Raw genomic sequence first — 20772 nt, 5'->3', positions numbered from 1 at the left:
TATTTTAGCGCTAGAATTAACCAAATAAATAAAAAGAAATACAGTTATGGATTTTAATCTAACAGAAGAGCAGTTAATGATTCAACAAGCCGCTAGAGATTTTGCTCAAACCGAATTGTTGCCTGGAGTAATTGAAAGAGATGAATTTTCAAAGTTCCCAACAGAGCAGGTCAAAAAAATGGCAGAGCTTGGGTTTATGGGTATGATGGTTGATCCTAAATATGGTGGTTCTGGATTAGATAGTATTTCTTATGTTCTGGCAATTACTGAAATAGCTAAAATTGATGCTTCGGCTGCAGTTATAATGTCTGTGAATAACTCATTAGTTTGTGCAGGATTAGAAAAGTACTGTAATGAAGAACAAAAAATGAAATATTTAGTTCCTCTTGCTAAAGGAGAAGTAATTGGTGCTTTTTGCTTGTCAGAGCCAGAGGCGGGATCTGATGCAACTTCTCAAAAAACAACAGCTATTGATAAAGGAGACCATTATTTATTGAATGGTACTAAAAACTGGATTACTAACGGATCTTCAGCATCTACTTATATCGTAATTGCGCAAACAGATATCGAAAAAGGGCATAAAGGAATTAATGCTTTTATTGTTGAAAAAGGTTGGGCTGGTTTTGATATTGGAATAAAAGAAAAGAAAATGGGAATTCGTGGGTCTGATACGCATTCTTTAATGTTTTCTGATGTTAAGGTTCCAAAGGAAAATAGAATTGGAGCTGATGGTTTTGGTTTTGCATTTGCTATGGCCGTATTAAATGGTGGTAGAATTGGTATCGCTTCTCAGGCATTAGGTATCGCAACGGGATCTTATGAGTTAGCATTGAAATATTCACAAGAGCGTAAAGCTTTCGGAAAAGAAATTTTCAAACATCAAGCTATTGCATTTAAATTAGCTGATATGGCGACTCAAATCATGGCAGCCAAAATGTTATGTCTTAAAGCAGCTGCCGAAAAAGATCAAGGAATGGATATTTCTCAATCTGGTGCTATGGCAAAATTATTTGCTTCTCAAACGGCGATGGATACCACAATCGAAGCGGTTCAAATTCATGGTGGTAATGGGTATGTAGCAGAATATCATGTAGAGCGTATGATGCGTGATGCTAAAATCACTCAAATATATGAGGGGACTTCAGAAATACAACGCATTGTAATTTCGAGAACTTTGATTTCCTAGCATTCAAAATAAGCATTCAAAATAATTTAAACCATTAAGAGATTAAGAAATTAAGTAGTAAATTACTTAATGACGCTTAACCTCTTAATGGTTTTTTAGTTGTAAAATAGCGCTACATTTACCGTAAAGCAGGCTTTCATGGATGAAGATTTAAAATATTGGTATTTACGAGATCATAAATTGTTTAGAACTTTAAGTTTTAAACAAATGAAGCAGTTGTGCATCATAATGGGGTTTAAAGAAGCAAAAAAAGGAGAGGTTATTTATTTTTCATCTTCTGATGTGCCAAGGATTTTTGTGTTGAAAAAAGGAAATATCAAAATCGTGGCTGTTGATGAAGCCGGAAATGAAACAATTAAAGACATTATTAAAAAGGGAGATTTGTTTGGGGAACTTACTTTAGAAGCAGATGGCGAAAGCAATGAATATGCTAAAGTACTTTCTGATGATGTTGCAATTTGCAGTTTTCTGCTTTCTGATTTTGAAGAGGTATTATTAAAGAATCCTGGTTTAGCGTTGTCCTATACTAAAATTGTAGGACTCAAAATGAAGCGCATCAAAAACAGTTATTCTAATCTGATTTCGAAGGATGCTAAAACCAGATTAGTTTTGTTCCTAAAAGATTGGGCTGAGAAAGAGGGAGTGCAAATAGGAAATAAAGTGATTATTGAAAATTATCTAACACAAAATGATATTGCCCAAATCATTTGTACCTCAAGACAAACAGCGACACAATTGCTCAACGAAATGGAAGCAAAAGGGACGTTGCTCTACAATAGAAAAGAAATTATTATAGCAGATATTACCACATTATAATTTTTTTATGGGAATTGTAATCTAGCCGACATTTTAATTCAGAATTCAATAGTAGCTTTGTGATATTAAAATTATAGAATCATGAAAAAAATACTAAGCTTCGTTTTATTAGTAATTGGATTAATAGTAAATGCGCAAAATGACTTACCAAAATCAGCTACAGATGCAGCTCCATTATTGATTGGAGAAAAGATTCCGAATATCACATTAAAAACAATCGACAATAATTCCGTTAGTTTAGAAACGCTTTTCAGCAAAAAGAAAACTGTTTTAGTTTTTTATCGCGGCGGCTGGTGTCCGTATTGTAACCTTCACTTGGCAGCATTGGCGGAAGCCGAAAAAGAATTATTGAACTTAGGCTATCAGATTATTGCCATCAGTCCAGACTCTCCAAAGAACTTAAAAGCAACCGAAGAAAAGGATAAGGTAAATTATCTTTTATTGTCAGACAGTAATGGAGAATTAGCAAAAGCAATGGGTATTGCTTTTCAAGCTCCTGAAAACTATAAGACCATTTTGGCAAAAGGATCAGATGGGTTGAACAGTACTTTTCTACCAATTCCGTCTGTTTTTATTGTAAATTTAGATGGGGAAATTGATTTCGAACACATTACGCCTGATTATAAACACCGAATTTCTAATGATTTATTAGTTGCGGCGGCGAAATCTTTAAATAAAGAGTAATGAAAAAGCTTTTATTTGGTATATGTATATTGTTTACTTTTTCTGGATTTTCACAGAGTGAAGGTAAGAGAATAGACCAATTTAACTTGGACAGAAAAGTCGCTATACAAGGATATGATCCGGTGGCTTATTTTAAACAAGGTAAAGCTTTAAAAGGTAAAAAGGAATTGACTTCAATATATGAGGGAGTAACTTATTATTTTTCTTCTGCGTCGAATAAAAGTGCTTTTGCAAAATCTCCATTAAGTTATGAACCTCAATACGGAGGCTGGTGTGCTTTTGCCATTGGTGATTCAGGAGATAAAGTAGTCATTGACCCCAATACTTTTAAAATTATTGACGGTAAACTGTACTTGTTTTATAATGCCTTTTTTAGGAATACTTTGAAGAGCTGGAACAAAGATCAGTCGAATTTAAAATTAAAGGCCGATTCAAATTGGAAAAAAATAATTCAATAAACTAGCATTATGAAATCATCATTGTTTAGTTGGTTATTGCGTATCGTTGTTGCTGCGATTTTAGTGCAAACATTGTATTTTAAATTTACTGGAGCAGCCGAAAGTATTTATATCTTTAAGACTTTAGGAATGGAGCCTTATGGACGCATTGGTTCAGGTATAATTGAATTAGTTTCCTCTATTTTCATACTAATTCCAAGGACCACGTTGTTAGGGGCGTTACTTGGTCTTGGAGTTATGATTGGTGCTATTGTGTCTCACGTTTTTGTTCTGGGAATTGAAGTGCAAAACGATGGAGGGACACTTTTTATGCTGGCATTAATTACCTTTCTTTGTTGTTCTATTTTAGTGTATCAAAATAGGAATAAAATTACCGATTTATTAAAATTAAAAATATAAGATGCTTATTCCTTCCATAAAAAATAGTTTGAACGAATTGATTGATTTACTCGAGCAGATGTCAAATGCCGAGTTCTCTAAACCTTGTCAACTGTTAAGTAATTCTACCATTGGGGAACATACCAGACATATCGTCGAAATGTTTCAATGTCTCGAAAATAATTATTACTCTGGGATTGTGAATTATGATAAAAGACCAAGAAACATCCTAATTCAAACAGATACTACTTTTGCAATTTCGCAAATTGTAGCCATTCAGATTTTATTGGAAAAAGAAAATAAAAAAATTGAGTTGCAACAAATTATTGATAACGAAGAAGTTCGAATTGAAAGCAACTATTTTAGAGAATTACTTTATAACTTGGAACATTGTATTCATCATCAGGCACTCATAAAAGTGGCTGTTTTACAAAGTGAAACTATTTTTGTGAATGAAAATTTCGGTGTTGCACGTTCCACTATAGAATATAGAAAGCAATGTGCACAGTAAGCTTTGTAAAAACCGATAGTAAAATTGTCATTACGTCAAATCGGGACGAACAGTTAATTAGACCCAGTGCAATACCTCCAAAAAACTATACGGTAAATGGCAAGAACGTTATTTATCCCAAAGACCCGAAAGCGGGGGGAACTTGGTACGTCGTTGATGAAAAGGGTACGGTGCTCGTTTTGTTGAATGGAGCTAATGAAAAGCATGTTGGGGGCTTGGACTATAGGAAAAGTCGCGGATTGATTGTTTTAGATATTATTGGTAATGTATCGCCACGAAATTATTGGAATACAATTGATCTGGATTGTATAGAACCTTTTACCATAGTGTTATTTCAAGATCAGGAACTATTTCAACTCCGCTGGAATGGAGCTGATAAAGAAGCTGTAAAATTAGATGCAGACGAAAAGCATATCTGGTCTTCTTCTACTTTGTATCCCAAAAAAGTCAGAGAAGAACGGGCTGATTTATTTCGAGTGTTTTTAGAAAAAAACACCACCTTGTCGGAGGTCGAAATGTATAATTTTCATCGGTACACTGAAGAAGGAAATCAAGAAAATGGCTTGGTCATCAATAGAAATGGCGAATTGAAAACGCTGAGTATTACCCAGAGCATAATCGAAAAAAATAAAGTGACCATATTGCATCATGACTTGATTGCTCAAGAAAATTTCAGTACCTCATTTATCACTATTTAATCTACGACATTGAAATTACTACTACATAAGTTGACGCATTGGGAATATTGGCCTTTTCAGGTTGTGTATATTCCTATTTATTTTCTTTGGGCTTTTTATGCTGTCAAAGCAAAATCCATTTTTTTCTTTAATGCATCTAATCCGACGATCAAAAACGGAGGATTTATTATGGAATCAAAAAAAGCAATTTATAATTTGATTCCGCAACAGTATTACCCCAAAACGGAACTTATAAAAGAAGGTACTGCCGTAGTTGAAATTAAGGCAATAATCGAACAATCGAATATACGTTATCCTTTCATTGCGAAGCCAGACGTAGGTTTGCGAGGTTCAGGTGTAAAGAGAATAAATACGCTAGAAGATTTAGAACAATATGCATTAAAGGCAAATTTTGATTTTGTAGTACAAGATTTGATTCCGTTTAAAAATGAAGTGGGTATATTTTATGTTCGGTATCCTAATGAAGAAAAAGGTAAAATAACGGGTATCGTTTCTAAGGAGTTTCTAATTGTTACCGGAAACGGGGTTGCTACAGTGGAAGAATTGATAAAAGTAAATCCGCGTTACGAATTACAGTTAAAAGTATTGAAGAAAGAGTATGGTAATAAACTTTTAGAGGTTTTGCCAGAAGGAGAAAAATTAAACCTTGTGCCGTATGGCAATCACGCCAGAGGAGCAAAATTTATTGATGGAAGCCACTGGATTACTGGTAAGCTGGAAGCCACTATCAACGAAATGTGTTTGCAAATTCCAGGCTTCTTTTTTGGAAGAATGGATGTGATGTATAATACTTTTGAAGAATTAGAAAAAGGAAAAAACTTCGCCGTAGTAGAATTAAATGGTGCGGCAAGCGAACCAACACATATATATGACCCAAGGCATTCTCTGTTCTTTGCGTGGAAAGAACTAGCGCGACACATTACCTATATGTATGAAATTAGTGTCGAGAACAATAAGAATGGGGCTCCTTATTTAGCGCATAAAGCAGGTATGAAAGAATACCGACTGCATCTCGAGCAAAGCAATAAAATTGTAAATTTCTAATGTAATGAAAGTAATAAAGAATATTCTGGTCGGTTTTCTAGTGAGCTTTGTAGGCTCGATTCCGTTAGGGTATTTGAATATTATTGGATTCCAAATTTATACTGATTTCGGAATTGAAAACTTGGTTCTGTATTTATTAGGGGTCATTTTTGTTGAAGCTTTTGTGATTTATTTTACACTTATTTTCGCAAATCGATTGGTCAATAATATCAAGTTAATGCGGGTAATTGATATTTTTGGTGTTTTCTTTTTACTGTTTTTGGCGTATTCTTTTTACTCTTATTCGAATCAAACTGCAGCTAGTCCTAATTATCTAGAAAAGTATATGATTTACTCTCCTTTTTTAGTTGGGCTGTTATTGAGTGGTATTAATTTTATGCAGCTCCCATTTTGGACGGGATGGAATTTGTATTTGATCAATGGAAACTACATTACAACTACAAATACACTCAAGTTTTATTACGTTGGCGGAACATTGGCGGGGACTTTTGCTGGAATGATTGGGTTTGTGTTTTTTTTACATACTATTGCTCAAAATGGAGCGCATTTATCAAAATACTTGTTCGCTATAATTATTCCCTTAATTTTCATAGTTTTGGCTTGTCTTCAAGGATTTAAAGTCTTTAAGAAATACATTAGAAAACCATAAACTTAAAATATGAAAAAAGTAATGATGCTACTTCCTTTTATTCTTTTAGGATGTAAACCGAATGCTAGCCTGGTTTCAAGCCCAAATAACGAAAACGTAAATAAGCCAATTGAAATTCTATACCAAGTCAAAGAAAGTGATGTTGCTGCAACTTTGAAATACCTTTCTTCAGATGAATTAGAAGGAAGAGACACTGGGACAAAAGGAATGGAAAAAGCCGCAGTTTACTTAGAGCAATTTTTTAAAACCAATAATGTAAAGCCCTATTTCTCGTCCTATCGCGATACGATAACTAATTTTAAAGGAACGGCTTACAATATCGTAGGTTGGATAGAAGGAACGGATGCTGTTCTAAAAAAAGAGTTTTTATTGATTAGTGGTCATTATGACCATATTGGCTTTGAAAAAGCAGGAGTTAACGGAGATTTTATAAATAATGGGGCTAATGATGATGCTTCGGGAACAACGGCAGTAGCCGAAATAGCAAAGTACTTTAGCGTTTCTAAATCAAATAAGAGAAGCGCTCTCTTCGTTTTCTTTGTAGGCGAAGAAAAAGGACTATTGGGATCTAAGCATTTGGCTAAAAAGCTAAAACAGCAAAATTTTAATCTCTATGCACAATTTAATATTGAGATGATAGGCGTACCAATGAAAAGAGATTATCTGGCCTACCTTACCGGTTTTGAAAAATCCAATATGGGAGCAAAAATTAATGAATATACTGGTAAAAATAGTGTTGGCTTTTTACCTAAAGCTGCCGAATATAAGTTGTTTTACAGATCAGATAATTATTCTTTTTATGATGTTTTCAAGGTTCCTTGTCAGTCGGTCAGCACTTTCGACTTTGAGAATTTTGACTATTACCATCATGTGTCTGATGAGTTTAAAGCGATGGATATTGGGCATATGACTCATTTTATTCAGGAAATGTTGCCGGCGGTGACTCAAATGGCAAATTCTCCTACTCAGGAAATTAAAATGAATTAGAGGCTTGAGGGACGGACTGATGCATATCATAAGCTAAAATATGATAGTCGTTATTGTTGAATTGAAAATCAGCGATAATAGTCCATTTTAATTTTTCGGTATGTGCTTTGGTAGAGGGAATATTGATTTTGTTGATAAACGTTAAACTCAGAGGATATTTTTTCACCATATGGATTCTCATGAATTCGAAAAAGAAATTAATGAGTCCTTTTCCGCGATATTCTTGAGCGATGCAAATAGGGCCATATTGAAAAGTATGCTTTGTTGTGATGTTAAAATCTAAAAATTTAAGATTGGGAAATTGCGCTGTAATGTGATTAAAAATAGGCCATTGACTAAAGAAATCCCAACTTCCAGCAAAGATGTACGCGATGATTATGCTGTCGTCTTTAGCGATAAACAATCCTTCTTGTCCAATAATTTCAGTTAGTTGAGATATTGTGAATGGAGTGGTCACAAATCCAGCTTCTTTTTCTTTATCAGATAAGTTAGCAACAAGATATAATTCCTGTAGTGCTAGTATTCCATTGATATCGTTTAATTGAGCCACTTCTAGTTGTATGTTTGCAATCATCGGATGTGATTTTCGGCTTAGGTTATTTGACTGTAAATTTAAACAAAATCACTATGATTTCAAGTTTTCTATGTGAGAGAATCATTAGCGCTAAATGTTCGATATTTTAAAGCTTTTGTTTATTTTTGCTATATGAAAAAGATTATTATAACGGGAACAAGTAGAGGAATAGGATATGAATTAGCATTGAAATTCGCTAATGCAGGATATCAAGTGTTGGCTATTTCTAGAAAAACACCAAGAATACTTATAGAACATGAGAATATCAGTTGTATTTCTGTTGATTTGTCAAGTGAATCCGATTTAGCGAAAGTTGAAAATGTATTGTCTACGTCATGGAAAACGGTAGATGCCATTGTGCATAATGCAGGAAGCTTCTTGTCGAAACCTTTTGCCGAAACGACCCAGGAGGATTTTGAAAATGTCTATAAAGTGAATGTTTTTGCAGTTGCTAATCTAACGCGTATCTGTTTGCCATACTTGCAAAAAGGTAGTCACGTCGTTACCATAAGTTCTATGGGAGGGATTCAAGGTAGTTTGAAGTTTCCTGGACTTGCAGCATATAGTTCAAGTAAAGGAGCCGTAATCACCTTGTCAGAGTTATTGGCTGAAGAATATAAAGAAAGAGGCATTTCATTTAATGTATTAGCTTTGGGAGCAGTTCAAACAGAAATGTTAGAAGAAGCTTTTCCAGGATACCAAGCGCCAATCAAAGCAAACGAAATGGCAGACTACATCTATGATTTCACATTAACGGGAAATAAATATTTCAACGGAAAAGTATTGCAGGTGTCGTCTACGAATCCTTAAAATAGTTATAAGTCATGAATTATGAGTGAAAGTATCGTTAAGACAAAGAGCTTTGAGTTAGCTGTTAGAGGAGTTAATTTCTATAAATATATTGTTGCTGAAAAGAAAGAATATATTATGAGTAAGCAGTTTTTACGGTCTATAACCTCAGTAGGAGCAAATGTCCGCGAAGCTGTAAATGCCCAAAGCAAACCGGATTTCATTCATAAACTAGCTATTGCACAAAAAGAATGTGATGAATCGATGTATTGGTTAGAACTACTAAAAGTAACAGACTATATTTCTGAAAATGAATTTAAATCAATGCATGAACAGAGTAATGAAGTTTTAAAAATTATTCGAAGTATAATCATCACCTCGAAGAAAAACTTATAACTCATAATTTATAATTCCCAACTCATTTTGAGCGAAACCTTAGCAAGATATATTCCGGAGCACGCGGTGAAACCCGTTTTTGAACTCATCGTTGTCAATCAAGTCCATCTTAAGATTGTTAATGAGAGGCAAACGCGTCATGGAGATTATCGAAAGGGACTCAACGGAAAACACGAGATAACAGTCAATTCAAGTCTTAATAAATATAAGTTTTTGATTACCCTAATCCATGAGATTTCTCATTTGGTGGCTTTTGAGAAATTTGGACGAAAAATTAAGCCCCATGGTAATGAATGGAAATATTCTTTTCAACGGTTGATGATTCCTTTTATACGTCCAGAAATTTTTCCGAGCCATTTGTTGCCTTTATTGGCACGACATTTTAAAAACCCAACGGCCAGCAGTGATACTGATGCGACTTTATCGTTAGCGCTAAAGCAGTTTGATGAGCAAAATGATAAAAATTATGTATTTGAGATTCCATACGGCAGCATTTTTAGAATCGAAAATGGTAAGATTTTCAAGAAAATCGCAGTAAGAACCAAACGCTTTGAATGTCTTGAAGTAAGCTCTGGAAAAATGTATCTTTTTAATCCAAATGCTGAGGTAGAACTACTGCCCAATTAGTTATAAATGAAAAAAGCACAGTCATCAATAGACTGTGCTTTTTTTGTGTGATTATGGAATTTAAATTTTATTTGTAGCCCCGATAGTAGTGAAAATCCTTTTATTCTGAATTTAGTTCAGGATAAAAGATTGCAACGGATAGCGGGAGGGAAGTTATTATGAATTAAAGAACGTTCCGCTCCTAATTTCAATCTTTTAAATACGCTTCTCTTACTTTCTTGAATAAATTAGAAGAATAAACAAAGTCTACAACCGCTTGATTATCTGTCCTGAAAATTTCTTCTTTTGTTCCTTCCCAGGCTTTTAGTCCATCTTTAAGAAACAAGATGCGCTCGCCAATTTCCATCACGGAGTTCATATCGTGCGTGTTAATTACGGTAGTGATATCGTATTCTTCGGTGATTTCTTTGATCAGGTTGTCGATTAATATAGCGGTATTCGGGTCTAATCCAGAGTTAGGTTCATCACAAAACAAGTATTTTGGCTTGTTAACTATAGCGCGAGCAATCGCAACACGTTTTTGCATTCCTCCAGAAATTTGTGAAGGCAATTTACTATGAGCGTCTGTTAATGCGACTCTTTCTAGTACAAAGTCAACACGTTCTTTAATTTTAGCTTTGTTGTCATTAGTGAACATCTTTAATGGAAATGCCACATTTTCTTCAACGGTCATGGAATCGAATAAGGCGCTTCCTTGAAAAACCATTCCGATTTCAGTTCTCAGTTCTCTTTTTTCATCTGGTTCCAGTTCAGAGTAGACTCTACCGTCAAAACAGATTTTACCGGATTCTGGAGTATGAATTCCTAAAAGACTTTTTAGTAAGACCGTTTTACCCGATCCACTTTGTCCAATGATTAGATTCGTTTTTCCAGTTTCAAAAACAGTTGAAATGCCTTTGAGAATCTTGGTACCTCCAAATGATTTTTCTATGTTTTTTATTTCTATCATGCTCCTAGTAACAATTGCGTTAATATATAATTGAATAATATTATAGAAACCGATGTCCAAACAAAGGAAACTGTACTGGCTTTACCTACTTCTAGAGCCCCACCTTTCATATAGTAACCATGAAAAGAAGGTATAGTCGCTAATAGCATGGCGAAAATTAAGGTTTTTAAGAAAGCATAAACAATATGAAAAGGAATGAAATCCATTTGGGCTCCATTGATAAATTCTGCACTGGAAGTAAATCCTCCATATACACCTGCCATCCAGCCTCCTAGAATCCCAAGAAACATACTGATGCCAATTACAAATGGATACAATAACAAAGCAATAATTTTAGGAAAAACTAAGTAATTTAGGGAGTTAACGCCCATAACTTCTAATGCGTCAATTTGTTCTGTAACACGCATCGTACCTATGCTTGAGGTGATAAATGAACCCATTTTTCCTGCCATAATCACCGAGATAAAAGTAGGAGCAAACTCCAATATTACTGATTGTCGTGTGGCAAAACCAATAAGGTATTTCGGAATTAATGGATTGGTAAGGTTTAGTGCGGTTTGAATAGCAACAACTCCTCCAACAAAGAAAGAAATGAAAGCTACGATTCCAAGGGAATCGATGATTAAATCGTCAATTTCTTTGAAGATTAATTTTTTCATCACAGACCATTTGGTTTGTTTGATAAAAATTTCTCTAAGCATCAGACAGTATCTGCCTATTTGCGTTATGTATCTAATGAGCATCATATGTTTACAAATATGGGCTAAATTAAGAATTAGTAGCCGGTTTTCAGTTTAGGGTTTGTAGTTTTTTAATAATAACGAAAATTCAAATTATTTAAAAAGCTTTTCTTTCATTTTTTCTATGCGATAATCTCGTATGAATTTTGCTTGTACTTGTGTCACTAATAAAGGGGTTTTTGCTGATTTTGCTTTTAGAAAACCGCGGATGTAGTCAAAAAACAACAAGGGTTTCTTTTTCATGAAAGCCAATTTAGCCGAAGCTATTGCCGTAATTAGAAATCCGTAACCTAGCGTGTAAAAAGCTTCTCCTTGTTTGTAACGTGCCGTTTTGTTGTAATTAGCTCCGGTTGGTTTTAAATGCTTCACAATTAGTGTAGCGTCAGTAACTACTTTCCATCCATAGTACTTAGTTAACAATTCGTCTACAGTATCCCAACCCATTGCGGGTTTTAATCCACCTATTTGTTTAAAACAAGCTTTGCGATACGCTTTAAAAGCACCACGAATATGGTCTTTGTCAGTTAAGTTTTCTAAAATCCACTCTCCATTTTTCTCGATGTAAGCAAATCCACCAGCCATTCCTGTTGTTGGATTTTCTTCGAAATGTTTAACAATAGTCTCAAAATAATTGTTTGGTAAAATTAGATCGGCATCTAGTTTTACAATGATGTCGTAATTATCGTCTACTGTTTCAAAACCTTTTTGAAACGCCTGAATGACTTTGCTTCCGGGTAAATGGATAGCACTTGATTTTTTTTCTACTAATGAGATAAACGGATTTTCTTTGGCGAAACCCAGAACAATTTCGGCAGTTTTATCAGTAGAGTTATCATTGACCACAACTACTTTTGAAGGTAAATGGGTCTGCGAAATCAAAGACTGTAAGGTTAATGAAATAAATGCCTCTTCATTGTGTGCGGGAATAACTATGTAGTAGTTCATTATTTGTATGTTTGACTTTTCAGCTCTGTCAAAGTTCAAGAATTTGACAGAGCTATCGAAGCGTATTTTATTTTATCAACGTAAATGATATAGTATCGATCAGTTTTCTCAAAGTTCAAAACCTAGACGGAGCTACTGGTGCTTATTTTATTTTTTCCGCATAAACGATATAATACCTATTGGTAAAGTAACGCAATAAAGGGCGAACACCAATTTTCTTAACCGGATTAGTCCATTTTTGGCGGTCAATAATTTTCCATCCTGCTTTTTCCAACAACCAATCTAATTGCCAATCTTCAAATTCATGGTAATGTCTGTCCCACATATCGGTCTTACTTCTATATGCTGGAGAAAACCACAAACGCATCGGAATAGATATGAATAGTTTATCCGATTTTATTTCACTTAAAATAGTATATGGGTTTAGTAAATGCTCGAAAATTTCGAAAGCGGTTACTACGTCTTGTTTTTCTTTAGAAAACACGGATTGGTCTAGATCTAAGTCTTCACCAGTGGTATTCTTAACTGTGTATCCATCTTCTTTCATGATCTTTGAAAATGGGTTTTCGACACCTAAGTCTAAAATGCTCTCTGAAGTTGAGATGTGTTTATTTAAAAATTCTAAGGTGTGTTTGAATCTTTTGTTAGGAAACGTTTTTTCGTACATAGTCGTTGCGAGGAACGAAGTTACCCCTCGTTCATTATAGTTTATAAAGTTACAAAGATACAAACATATGGTTCTTATTTTACAGATTTTTGGTGTAGATAGAAATGAAAAAACCACGGTTTAAAAAGACAACTTTTTAAACCGTGGTTTTGTATCGGTAGAGTAGCTTTTGTAAAAACTTAGTATCTATAAATAAATGCATTTACATTCATTCCAGCTCCAACAGAAGCAAAAAGTAGAATATCACCTTTGTTGATTTGTTGGTCTTTTATTTCGCCTCTAATTAGTAAGTCAAATAAAGTAGGTACAGTTGCAACGCTGCTATTTCCTAATTCATGAATACTCATAGGCATGATATCTTGAGGAACCGGGCGGTCATGCAATTTGTAGAAACGTTGTATGATTGCTTCATCCATTTTCTCATTCGCTTGATGAATAAGAATTTTTTTGACATCATCAATGGCAATGCCACTTTTGTCCAAACAGCTTTTCATGGCTGCAGGAACAGTAGTTAATGCAAATTCATAAATCTTACGGCCGTGCATTTTTATATAGCGCGTATCTGGGTCTAAATCTGGGTTGTATGATTTTCCAAAGAACAAATAGTTAGCTTCGTCCATAGCATAAGTACCACTTTCATAAGAAAGTAATCCAGCTTCATCATCAGAAGCTTCGATAATTGAAGCACCTGCACCATCAGAATAAATCATAGAATCTCTATCGTGGTCATCCACAACTCTTGATAAGGTTTCAGAACCAATAACTAAACAACGTTTAGCCATTCCTGATTTGATATAAGCATTTGCTTGAAGTACACCTTCGATCCAACCCGGGCATCCAAAAAGGATATCGTAGGCAACGCATTTTGGGTTCTTTATTTGTAATTTATTCTTGACACGAGTCGCTAAACTTGGAAGCATATCAGATTGTGAAGTTCCACACTTTACATCTCCAAAATTGTGCGCAAAAATAATATAATCGATAGTTTCGGGATCAATAGCTGCATTCTCTATAGCTTTTTTGGATGCCAAAAATGCTAAGTCAGATGAGTTTAAATTGTCATCGGCATAGCGCCTATGTTCAATTCCAGTTATGCTTTTAAATTTTTTGATGACCACGTCATTCGGATAACCAAAAGGTGTACCATCTTCATTTAAAAAAACGTGATTGCTAAAGTCTATATTACTTACTTTTTTCTCAGGAATGTAACTTCCTATTCCAGTTATTTTTATTTTCATCGGTTTGTTTTCCAAAAAATTTATGCTAATTTAATGATAAAAAAATGATTATAGCCATGTTATTTACTATGCGTGCATATAATTATAGAATAATAATTTTTTCGCTAAAATACTGATGATTTTTTAATAAATATTAGAAAATGCCTTAGTTTTTTTAGTAATGATTAACGTCTATTGATTCTTGCTTTTTTTGACAGAAAAATTACCTAATGTTCTTGTGCTGAGAAATAAACTAAAAAAAATGCCTCGATAGTTTCGAGGCATTTTATAGTTATTTGTAATGCTAAATATTACATGTAAGCTTCAATAGGTGCACAGCTGCAAATTAAATTTCTGTCTCCGTATGTTTCATCAACGCGACGAACACTTGGCCAAAATTTATTATCGGCAACATAGTCTAAAGGATAAGCCGCTTTTTCTCTTGAATAAGGTAATGTCCAAGAATCAGCAGTTAACATCGCTAAAGTATGAGGTGCATTTTTCAATACATTGTTTGGTTCATCAGTTGATGCTGCTTCAATCTCTTTACGAATTGAAATCATCGCATCACAAAAACGATCTAATTCAGCTACATCTTCAGATTCTGTTGGCTCAATCATTAAAGTTCCAGCAACAGGAAAAGAAACTGTTGGCGCATGGAAACCATAATCCATCAAACGTTTCGCAATATCCGACACTTCGATTCCTTTTTCTTTGAAACCTCTACAATCTAATATCATTTCGTGGGCTGCTCTTCCTTTTTCTCCAGAATACAAAATTGGATAATGCTCCTCTAAACGTGCTTTCATATAATTTGCATTTAGAATAGCGTATTTAGTAGCATTTGTAATTCCTTCAGAACCTAACATACAAATGTATCCGTAAGAAATCAAACATACTAAAGCTGAACCATAAGGAGCGCCAGAAATAGCGGTAATTGCTTTTTCTCCACCTACCTGAACTAATGGGTTGCTTGGTAAAAACGGAACTAATTTTTCGTTTACACAAATTGGTCCTACACCTGGTCCACCACCACCATGCGGAATGGCAAAAGTTTTGTGTAAATTTAAGTGGCATACATCTGCACCAATTGTTGCCGGATTTGTTAACCCGACTTGTGCGTTCATATTTGCCCCATCCATATAAACTAAACCACCATTATCGTGTATGATTTGTGTAATTTCTCTAATAGCACTTTCAAAAACACCATGTGTTGAAGGGTATGTTACCATTAAACAAGATAATTGGTCTTTATATTGTAATGCTTTTTCTTTTACGTCTTCTACATCTATATTACCGTTTTCCATTGTTTTGGTAACGATAATTTTCATTCCAGCCATCGCAGCCGAAGCAGGATTTGTTCCGTGAGCCGAAGCAGGAATCAAACAGATGTTTCTTTGTTCGTCACCTCTTGACTGGTGATACGCACGAATAGTCATTAATCCTGCATATTCACCTTGCGCACCAGAATTTGGTTGTAATGTAGTACCGGCAAAACCTGTAATTACATTCAATTGATGCTCTAGTTTCTTAAGCATTTTAGTATATCCTTCGACTTGGTCTAATGGAGCAAATGGATGAATAGTATTCCAGTAAGGCATACTTAAAGGCAACATTTCAGCTGCCGCATTCAACTTCATCGTACAAGATCCTAAGGCAATCATCGAATGGGTTAATGACAAATCTTTACGCTCTAATTTTTTGATATAACGCATCAAACTAGTTTCAGAATGGTAGTTGTTGAAAACGTCATGTTTTAAAAACTCGGTTGTTCTGTTTAAGCTCGTTGGATAGTTGTTTTCAGTTGTGTATTCACTTACTTCAAAAGCGTCTTTCCCTAATGCTTCCGCAAAAACAGCAATTACTTCAGTAATGTCTGTGAATAAAATCGTTTCGTTTAGCGAAATAGAAATTGTTTCGTCATCTATATAGAAGAAATTGATTTCGTTTTTTTCTGCAATTGCTTTAACTTTTTTAGCATCGGCTTTTACCACAATGGTATCGAAGAAATAGGTGTTCGTTTGTTTAATGCCTAATTTATTTAACGCATCAGCCAAAGTCACTGCCATTGAGTTGACTTTGTTTGCAATGTATTTCAATCCTTTTGGTCCGTGATAAACAGCAAACATTCCTGCCATTACAGATAGTAAAACCTGAGCAGTACAAATGTTAGACGTTGCTTTTTCACGTTTGATGTGTTGTTCACGGGTTTGTAATGCCATACGTAAGGCGCGATTTCCGTCAGCATCTTGTGATACACCAATGATTCTTCCTGGCATAGAGCGTTTGTACTCATCTTTTGTAGCGAAATATGCAGCATGTGGTCCACCATAACCCATTGGGACACCAAAACGTTGTGTCGTACCAACTACTACTGCAGCTCCCATTTCACCTGGAGGGGTTAACTTTACTAATGATAAAATATCAGCAGCAACAGCTACTTTTATTTCGTTTTTAGCCGCCTTTTTGATAAAATCAGCATAATCATAAACTTGACCGTATTTTCCAGGATATTGAAGTATTGCTCCAAAAAATTCAGTTGAAAAATCAAATTCTTGGTGGTTTCCAACAACTAATTCTACTCCGATAGGTGCAGAACGAGTTTGTAAAACTGATAAAGTTTGTGGTAATATTTCTTCAGAAACAAAGAATTTACAAACATTTGCTTTCTTTTGATCTCTTGTACGAACATCAAACAATAAGGCCATTGCTTCAGCAGCGGCAGTACTCTCGTCTAATAATGATGCATTGGCAATTTCCATTCCAGTTAACTCAATAACTGTAGTTTGGAAATTTAAAATTGCTTCCAGTCTTCCTTGTGCAATTTCTGCTTGGTATGGTGTGTAAGCAGTGTACCATCCTGGGTTTTCAAAAATATTTCTTTGAATGGCCGGAGGAACAATTGTTGGGTGGTACCCTAAACCAATATATGATTTGTAAACTTTATTCGTTCGTCCTAATAATCGAATGTGATTTGCATATTCGTATTCAGTCATAATATGCTCCAAATCTAAAGGTTTTTTCAAACGAATATCAGATGGAATAGTTTCATTAATTAGTTGATCTAAAGTTTCAACACCTATGGTTTCTAACATTTTAGGCAAATCGTGATCTCTTGGTCCTAAGTGTCTTAAAGCAAATGAGTCTGTTTTCATGTAAGTGTAGTAATGTTGTGTTTTTTGAGTGCTGCAAAAATAAGTATTATAAACAATCTAATCCGTGTTTTGACATTGATTTTTTATCAATTTATCAACTAAATGATGTATTTGCTCACAATTGATTAATTTTGTTTAATGATTAGTTTTAAAAGAATATTTGATTTTTATCTTAGGAGTAGTATTCACGTGGCTTTGTCCGTGTATGCACTAGTGCGTATGACGCATTTCATGTTCCACATTTCTACTGATCAAGCCATGGCTAATTTTGCTTTTTTTGGAACAATTGTAGGTTATAATTTTGTGAAGTACGATGCTTTGGCAAGAGCCCAAAAAAAACAAATGCGAAATGAGTTAAAAATCATTGCCGTTTTGAGTTTCTTTTCATTAGCAGGTGTAGGGTATTATTTTTTCCAATTGCAACTAATAACACAATTGGTTTCCATAGGCGTTTTAGCATTGACATTGTTGTATACACTGCCTTTTTTTCCGAATAGAAGGAACGCCCGAAATTGGGCAGGAGTCAAGATTTATATTGTGGCTTTGTGTTGGGTAGGGGTTACATTAGTGTTGCCTCTGGTTAATGCACATATTGATTTGGGACTCGATTTTTATCTCAAATGCATACAGCGTTTTATTCTCGTTTTTGTGCTGATTCTGATTTTCGAAATTCTTGATTTGGCTAATGATGATCCACATTTACAAACAGTACCACAGCAAATAGGAGTAAAAAAAACGAAGATCGTTGGTTTGCTATTGTTGCTTCCGTTTTATTTTTTAGAGTTTTTAAAAACTAATTTTATAGAAGAGCAGTTGATTGTAAACTTGGTTTTAGTGGTAGCACTTTCTCTTTTTTTAATTTTGGCTAACGAAAAAAGATCTAGGTATTATACTTCTTTTTGGGTCGAAAGTATTCCCGTTTTTTGGTGGCTGATGGTGGTGTTTTTTTAAGAAATTCAATTTGGTAGACAATGATCTGTTTCATGACGTTTTTGAAATAAAAAAACCGAAGCATTTCTACTTCGGTTTATATTAAAAAATGTTAATCTATTTTCTTAAATCTACAACAGTCCTGCTCTTTTTAATAAAGCATCCGGACTTGGTTCATGTCCCCTGAAACGTTTGTATAAAGTCATAGGATGTTCTGTTCCACCTTTAGAAAGAATATTGTCTTTGAATTTATTAGCAACTTCTTTATTGAAAATTCCTTTTTCTTGGAAGAATTCAAAAGCATCCGCATCGAGAACTTCAGCCCATTTGTAGCTGTAGTATCCTGCAGAATATCCTCCTTGGAATATATGAGAAAAAGAGGTGCTCATCGCATTTTCTTTTACCTCAGGATATAATTTAGTGTCTGCAAACTGTTCGATTTCAAAAGCTTTAATATCTGTAATAGCCGAAGGATCTTGTCCATGCCATCCCATGTCTAGTAAGCCAAAACTCAACTGACGCATCGTCGCCATACCTTCTTGAAAGTTAGAGCTTTCCTTTATTTTTTGAACTAATTCGATAGGTATGATTTCGCCTGTTTGGTAATGTGTTGCAAACAAAGCAAGAGCTTCTGGTTCGTAACACCAGTTTTCCATTACTTGGCTTGGTAGTTCTACAAAATCCCAATATACTGAGGTTCCAGATAGACTTGGATACGTAGTGTTTGCTAGCATACCGTGTAATCCATGTCCAAATTCATGGAACAAAGTCAGTACCTCGTTAAAAGTCAATAAGGAAGGTTTTGTTTCTGTAGGTTTTGTGAAATTACATACGTTTGAGATGTGCGGTCTTTCATTGATTTCGTTTTTTACAAATTGTGATTTGTATGAAGTCATCCAAGCGCCATTTCGTTTTCCTTTTCGAGGGAAAAAATCGGCATAGAAAATAGCGACTAATTCGCTTTTTTCATCCGTTACTTCATAAGTAGTCACTTCTTCGTGGTACTTGTCGATATCAAAAACTTCTGTAAAAGTTAAGCCATATAATTTACTCGCGATGGTAAAAGCACCATCTAGTACTTTTTCCAGTTGAAAATAAGGTTTTAATTTCTCGTCATCTAAACTGAATAGCTCTTGTTTTAGTTTTTCGGAGTAATAGGCGCCATCCCATTTTTCTAGTTCTTCTAAGCCATCTAACTTTTTGGCGAAAGCCGTTAGATCTGCAAATTCTTTTAGGGCAGCTGGCTTTGCTTTTTCCAGTAAATCCTTAGAGAAGGTTTTTACTTTCTCTGGACTCTCAGCCATTCTTTCTTCAAGTACAAAATGGGCATGAGTAGCATATCCTAAAAGTTGTGCTCTATCAAAACGCAGTTTAGCAATTTTAAAAACATTTTGCTGGTTGTCCAATTCATTGTTTTGAAAACCTTTGGCTCCAAAAGCAATTGCCATCTTTTTGCGTAACTCCCTATTATCAGCATAAGTCACAAACGGAACGTAGCTAGGGTAATCTAAAGTAAAAATCCAACCTTCTTTTTCTTGACTTTTCGCCAAAGAACGAGCGGCTTCTATCGTGCCTTCTGGTAAGCCTGATAAGTCTTTTTCGTCCGTAAGATGCATTTGAAAAGCTTGGGTTTCTGCTAATACATTTTCGCCAAACTGTAAACTTGTCTTTGATAGTTCTTTGTCAATTTCACGAAGTTTGGTTTTTTTGTCTTCCGTTAGATTGGCTCCATTTCGAGAAAAACTTTTATATTTTTCGTCTAATAAAGTGGTTTGCTCTGGGTTGAGGTTCAAACTTGCTTTTTGTTCGTATACTGCTTTAACTTTAGCAAATAATTCGGCATTCAGTCGGATGTCATTCCCAAAATCGGATAACAATGGAGAAACTTCCTGAGCGATTTTTTGAATTTCGTCGTTGGTTTCTGCTGAATTCAAATTGAAGAATATGCTCGAAAGACGATCCAGTGTGTAACCACTAAAATCTAAAGCTTCAATGGTGTTTATAAAAGTAGGCGTCTCTTTGTTTTGTACAATCGCATCAATTTCGGCTTTTGCCAATGCTATTCCTTCGATAAAAGCAGGAAGAAAATCCTCATTTTTTATTTTAGAAAAAGGTGCTGTATCGTATTTTGTATTAAATTTCGTCGTTAGTATTTTCATTATGTAGTCATTAATTGTGATTGGTTGAAACCAAATGTTTCTAATTACAAAGGTAGCGATTTATTAAAAAAAGGAGATTACAAAGCAGTAGTGATTTCACGCTTTAAGCTAAAATGGTTATGTTATATAAATGTTATTTATTTTTCTTGCTTCTTTAAAAAGCCTAAATTGTCAAATTAGATTAGATTTTGAATAAGCTAATTAGTAACAATA

The 20772-nt window shown here is 34.6% G+C and carries 22 protein-coding genes; 14 read left to right on the top strand and 8 right to left on the bottom strand.

The genetic code is table 11. The features are described 5' to 3' along the window. Window positions 1-46: 46 nt before the first annotated feature. The 10 genes from AAC069_RS15150 (at window position 47) to AAC069_RS15105 (ending at window position 7411) form a co-directional block, all read left to right on the top strand. Window positions 47-1186, top strand: coding sequence for an acyl-CoA dehydrogenase family protein (locus tag AAC069_RS15150; RefSeq protein ID WP_339921277.1), 1140 nt, complete (start codon window positions 47-49; stop codon window positions 1184-1186). Window positions 1187-1324: 138 nt separating this feature from the next. Beyond that, window positions 1325-2002 (top strand): Crp/Fnr family transcriptional regulator, encoded by a 678-nt coding sequence (locus AAC069_RS15145; protein WP_339921276.1) that lies wholly within the window; start codon window positions 1325-1327, stop codon window positions 2000-2002. Between the two features lie 81 nt (window positions 2003-2083). Beyond that, window positions 2084-2686 (top strand): peroxiredoxin-like family protein, encoded by a 603-nt coding sequence (locus tag AAC069_RS15140; protein ID WP_339921275.1) that lies wholly within the window; start codon window positions 2084-2086, stop codon window positions 2684-2686. Continuing rightward, window positions 2686-3144, top strand: coding sequence for a YHS domain-containing (seleno)protein (locus AAC069_RS15135; protein WP_339921274.1), 459 nt, complete (start codon window positions 2686-2688; stop codon window positions 3142-3144). The genes AAC069_RS15140 and AAC069_RS15135 overlap by 1 nt, the downstream gene beginning before the upstream one ends. Before the next feature lie 9 nt (window positions 3145-3153). Next, window positions 3154-3543: a DoxX family protein gene (locus tag AAC069_RS15130; RefSeq protein ID WP_339921272.1), complete on the top strand. Its 390-nt coding sequence runs from the start codon at window positions 3154-3156 to the stop codon at window positions 3541-3543. 1 nt (window position 3544) lies between these two features. Then, window positions 3545-4033 carry a DinB family protein gene (locus AAC069_RS15125; protein ID WP_339921271.1) on the top strand — a complete coding sequence of 163 codons (489 nt, stop codon included), beginning with the start codon at window positions 3545-3547 and terminating at the stop codon, window positions 4031-4033. Then, window positions 4021-4731 (top strand): NRDE family protein, encoded by a 711-nt coding sequence (locus tag AAC069_RS15120; protein ID WP_339921270.1) that lies wholly within the window; start codon window positions 4021-4023, stop codon window positions 4729-4731. Before AAC069_RS15125 ends, AAC069_RS15120 begins: the two co-directional genes overlap by 13 nt. A gap of 9 nt (window positions 4732-4740) precedes the next feature. Beyond that, window positions 4741-5775 (top strand): D-alanine--D-alanine ligase, encoded by a 1035-nt coding sequence (locus AAC069_RS15115; RefSeq protein ID WP_339921269.1) that lies wholly within the window; start codon window positions 4741-4743, stop codon window positions 5773-5775. Window positions 5776-5779: 4 nt separating this feature from the next. Then, entirely contained in the window at window positions 5780-6424 is a 645-nt protein-coding gene (locus tag AAC069_RS15110) for a hypothetical protein (protein WP_339921268.1), read from the top strand. Between the two features lie 9 nt (window positions 6425-6433). Further along, a complete protein-coding gene (locus tag AAC069_RS15105) occupies window positions 6434-7411 on the top strand; it encodes a M28 family peptidase (protein WP_339921267.1) in 978 nt (325 codons plus the stop codon). On the opposite strand, the gene AAC069_RS15100 is transcribed toward AAC069_RS15105, so the two are convergent. Next, a complete protein-coding gene (locus AAC069_RS15100) occupies window positions 7398-7985 on the bottom strand; it encodes a GNAT family acetyltransferase (protein WP_339921266.1) in 588 nt (195 codons plus the stop codon). The two genes, AAC069_RS15105 and AAC069_RS15100, sit on opposite strands and share 14 nt — an antisense overlap. A 132-nt stretch (window positions 7986-8117) precedes the next feature. On the opposite strand from AAC069_RS15100, the gene AAC069_RS15095 reads away from it, so the two are divergent. The 3 genes from AAC069_RS15095 to AAC069_RS15085 are packed head-to-tail and all read left to right on the top strand — an operon-like array spanning window position 8118 to window position 9797. Next, a complete protein-coding gene (locus AAC069_RS15095) occupies window positions 8118-8795 on the top strand; it encodes an SDR family oxidoreductase (protein ID WP_339921265.1) in 678 nt (225 codons plus the stop codon). A gap of 21 nt (window positions 8796-8816) precedes the next feature. Continuing rightward, window positions 8817-9170, top strand: a complete 354-nt coding sequence (locus tag AAC069_RS15090; protein ID WP_339921264.1) for a four helix bundle protein — start codon at window positions 8817-8819, stop codon at window positions 9168-9170. Window positions 9171-9197: 27 nt separating this feature from the next. Continuing rightward, complete coding sequence (locus tag AAC069_RS15085; RefSeq protein WP_339921263.1) at window positions 9198-9797, top strand: SprT-like domain-containing protein; 600 nt, start codon at window positions 9198-9200, stop codon at window positions 9795-9797. Window positions 9798-9984: 187 nt separating this feature from the next. Here AAC069_RS15085 and AAC069_RS15080 read toward each other — a convergent pair whose 3' ends face one another. The 6 genes from AAC069_RS15080 to gcvP all read right to left on the bottom strand — a co-directional run bounded on the left by AAC069_RS15080 (window position 9985) and on the right by gcvP (window position 17470). Then, the gene (locus AAC069_RS15080) at window positions 9985-10746 is read right to left on the bottom strand and encodes an ATP-binding cassette domain-containing protein (protein WP_339921262.1); all 762 of its coding nucleotides are present in this window, start codon (window positions 10744-10746) and stop codon (window positions 9985-9987) included. Continuing rightward, window positions 10743-11492, bottom strand: coding sequence for an ABC transporter permease (locus AAC069_RS15075; protein ID WP_339921261.1), 750 nt, complete (start codon window positions 11490-11492; stop codon window positions 10743-10745). Before AAC069_RS15075 ends, AAC069_RS15080 begins: the two co-directional genes overlap by 4 nt. Before the next feature lie 87 nt (window positions 11493-11579). Next, a complete protein-coding gene (locus tag AAC069_RS15070) occupies window positions 11580-12431 on the bottom strand; it encodes a glycosyltransferase family 2 protein (protein ID WP_339921260.1) in 852 nt (283 codons plus the stop codon). Window positions 12432-12573: 142 nt separating this feature from the next. Next, window positions 12574-13098 (bottom strand): methyltransferase, encoded by a 525-nt coding sequence (locus AAC069_RS15065; RefSeq protein ID WP_339921259.1) that lies wholly within the window; start codon window positions 13096-13098, stop codon window positions 12574-12576. 179 nt (window positions 13099-13277) lie between these two features. Continuing rightward, window positions 13278-14336 (bottom strand): 3-oxoacyl-ACP synthase III family protein, encoded by a 1059-nt coding sequence (locus AAC069_RS15060; protein WP_339921258.1) that lies wholly within the window; start codon window positions 14334-14336, stop codon window positions 13278-13280. Window positions 14337-14626: 290 nt separating this feature from the next. Next, the gene (gcvP, locus tag AAC069_RS15055) at window positions 14627-17470 is read right to left on the bottom strand and encodes an aminomethyl-transferring glycine dehydrogenase (protein WP_339921257.1); all 2844 of its coding nucleotides are present in this window, start codon (window positions 17468-17470) and stop codon (window positions 14627-14629) included. 138 nt (window positions 17471-17608) lie between these two features. Here gcvP and AAC069_RS15050 point away from each other — a divergent pair, with 138 nt between their 5' ends. Then, a complete protein-coding gene (locus tag AAC069_RS15050; protein WP_339921256.1) occupies window positions 17609-18421 on the top strand; it encodes a hypothetical protein in 813 nt (270 codons plus the stop codon). A gap of 110 nt (window positions 18422-18531) precedes the next feature. On the opposite strand, the gene AAC069_RS15045 is transcribed toward AAC069_RS15050, so the two are convergent. Next, window positions 18532-20559, bottom strand: coding sequence for a M3 family metallopeptidase (locus tag AAC069_RS15045; RefSeq protein ID WP_339921254.1), 2028 nt, complete (start codon window positions 20557-20559; stop codon window positions 18532-18534). Window positions 20560-20772 lie beyond the last annotated feature (213 nt).

It is taken from the genome of uncultured Flavobacterium sp. (assembly GCF_963974175.1).
Classification (GTDB): Bacteria; Bacteroidota; Bacteroidia; order Flavobacteriales; family Flavobacteriaceae; genus Flavobacterium.
Note: the sequence above shows the minus strand (reverse complement) of the source record. Positions and strands in the feature narration are given on the sequence as shown.

What these genes read in the sequence shown, in the direction of transcription:
- AAC069_RS15150 (WP_339921277.1), top strand. Translation starts at nt 47, where the DNA reads ATGGATTTTAATCTAACAGAAGAGCAGTTAATGATTCAACAAGCCGCT.
- AAC069_RS15145 (WP_339921276.1), top strand. Translation starts at nt 1,325, where the DNA reads ATGGATGAAGATTTAAAATATTGGTATTTACGAGATCATAAATTGTTT.
- AAC069_RS15140 (WP_339921275.1), top strand. Translation starts at nt 2,084, where the DNA reads ATGAAAAAAATACTAAGCTTCGTTTTATTAGTAATTGGATTAATAGTA.
- AAC069_RS15135 (WP_339921274.1), top strand. Translation starts at nt 2,686, where the DNA reads ATGAAAAAGCTTTTATTTGGTATATGTATATTGTTTACTTTTTCTGGA.
- AAC069_RS15130 (WP_339921272.1), top strand. Translation starts at nt 3,154, where the DNA reads ATGAAATCATCATTGTTTAGTTGGTTATTGCGTATCGTTGTTGCTGCG.
- AAC069_RS15125 (WP_339921271.1), top strand. Translation starts at nt 3,545, where the DNA reads ATGCTTATTCCTTCCATAAAAAATAGTTTGAACGAATTGATTGATTTA.
- AAC069_RS15120 (WP_339921270.1), top strand. Translation starts at nt 4,021, where the DNA reads ATGTGCACAGTAAGCTTTGTAAAAACCGATAGTAAAATTGTCATTACG.
- AAC069_RS15110 (WP_339921268.1), top strand. Translation starts at nt 5,780, where the DNA reads ATGAAAGTAATAAAGAATATTCTGGTCGGTTTTCTAGTGAGCTTTGTA.
- AAC069_RS15105 (WP_339921267.1), top strand. Translation starts at nt 6,434, where the DNA reads ATGAAAAAAGTAATGATGCTACTTCCTTTTATTCTTTTAGGATGTAAA.
- AAC069_RS15100 (WP_339921266.1), bottom strand. Translation starts at nt 7,985, where the DNA reads ATGATTGCAAACATACAACTAGAAGTGGCTCAATTAAACGATATCAAT.
- AAC069_RS15095 (WP_339921265.1), top strand. Translation starts at nt 8,118, where the DNA reads ATGAAAAAGATTATTATAACGGGAACAAGTAGAGGAATAGGATATGAA.
- AAC069_RS15090 (WP_339921264.1), top strand. Translation starts at nt 8,817, where the DNA reads ATGAGTGAAAGTATCGTTAAGACAAAGAGCTTTGAGTTAGCTGTTAGA.
- AAC069_RS15080 (WP_339921262.1), bottom strand. Translation starts at nt 10,746, where the DNA reads ATGATAGAAATAAAAAACATAGAAAAATCATTTGGAGGTACCAAGATT.
- AAC069_RS15075 (WP_339921261.1), bottom strand. Translation starts at nt 11,492, where the DNA reads ATGATGCTCATTAGATACATAACGCAAATAGGCAGATACTGTCTGATG.
- AAC069_RS15070 (WP_339921260.1), bottom strand. Translation starts at nt 12,431, where the DNA reads ATGAACTACTACATAGTTATTCCCGCACACAATGAAGAGGCATTTATT.
- AAC069_RS15065 (WP_339921259.1), bottom strand. Translation starts at nt 13,098, where the DNA reads ATGTACGAAAAAACGTTTCCTAACAAAAGATTCAAACACACCTTAGAA.
- AAC069_RS15060 (WP_339921258.1), bottom strand. Translation starts at nt 14,336, where the DNA reads ATGAAAATAAAAATAACTGGAATAGGAAGTTACATTCCTGAGAAAAAA.
- gcvP (WP_339921257.1), bottom strand. Translation starts at nt 17,470, where the DNA reads ATGAAAACAGACTCATTTGCTTTAAGACACTTAGGACCAAGAGATCAC.
- AAC069_RS15050 (WP_339921256.1), top strand. Translation starts at nt 17,609, where the DNA reads ATGATTAGTTTTAAAAGAATATTTGATTTTTATCTTAGGAGTAGTATT.
- AAC069_RS15045 (WP_339921254.1), bottom strand. Translation starts at nt 20,559, where the DNA reads ATGAAAATACTAACGACGAAATTTAATACAAAATACGATACAGCACCT.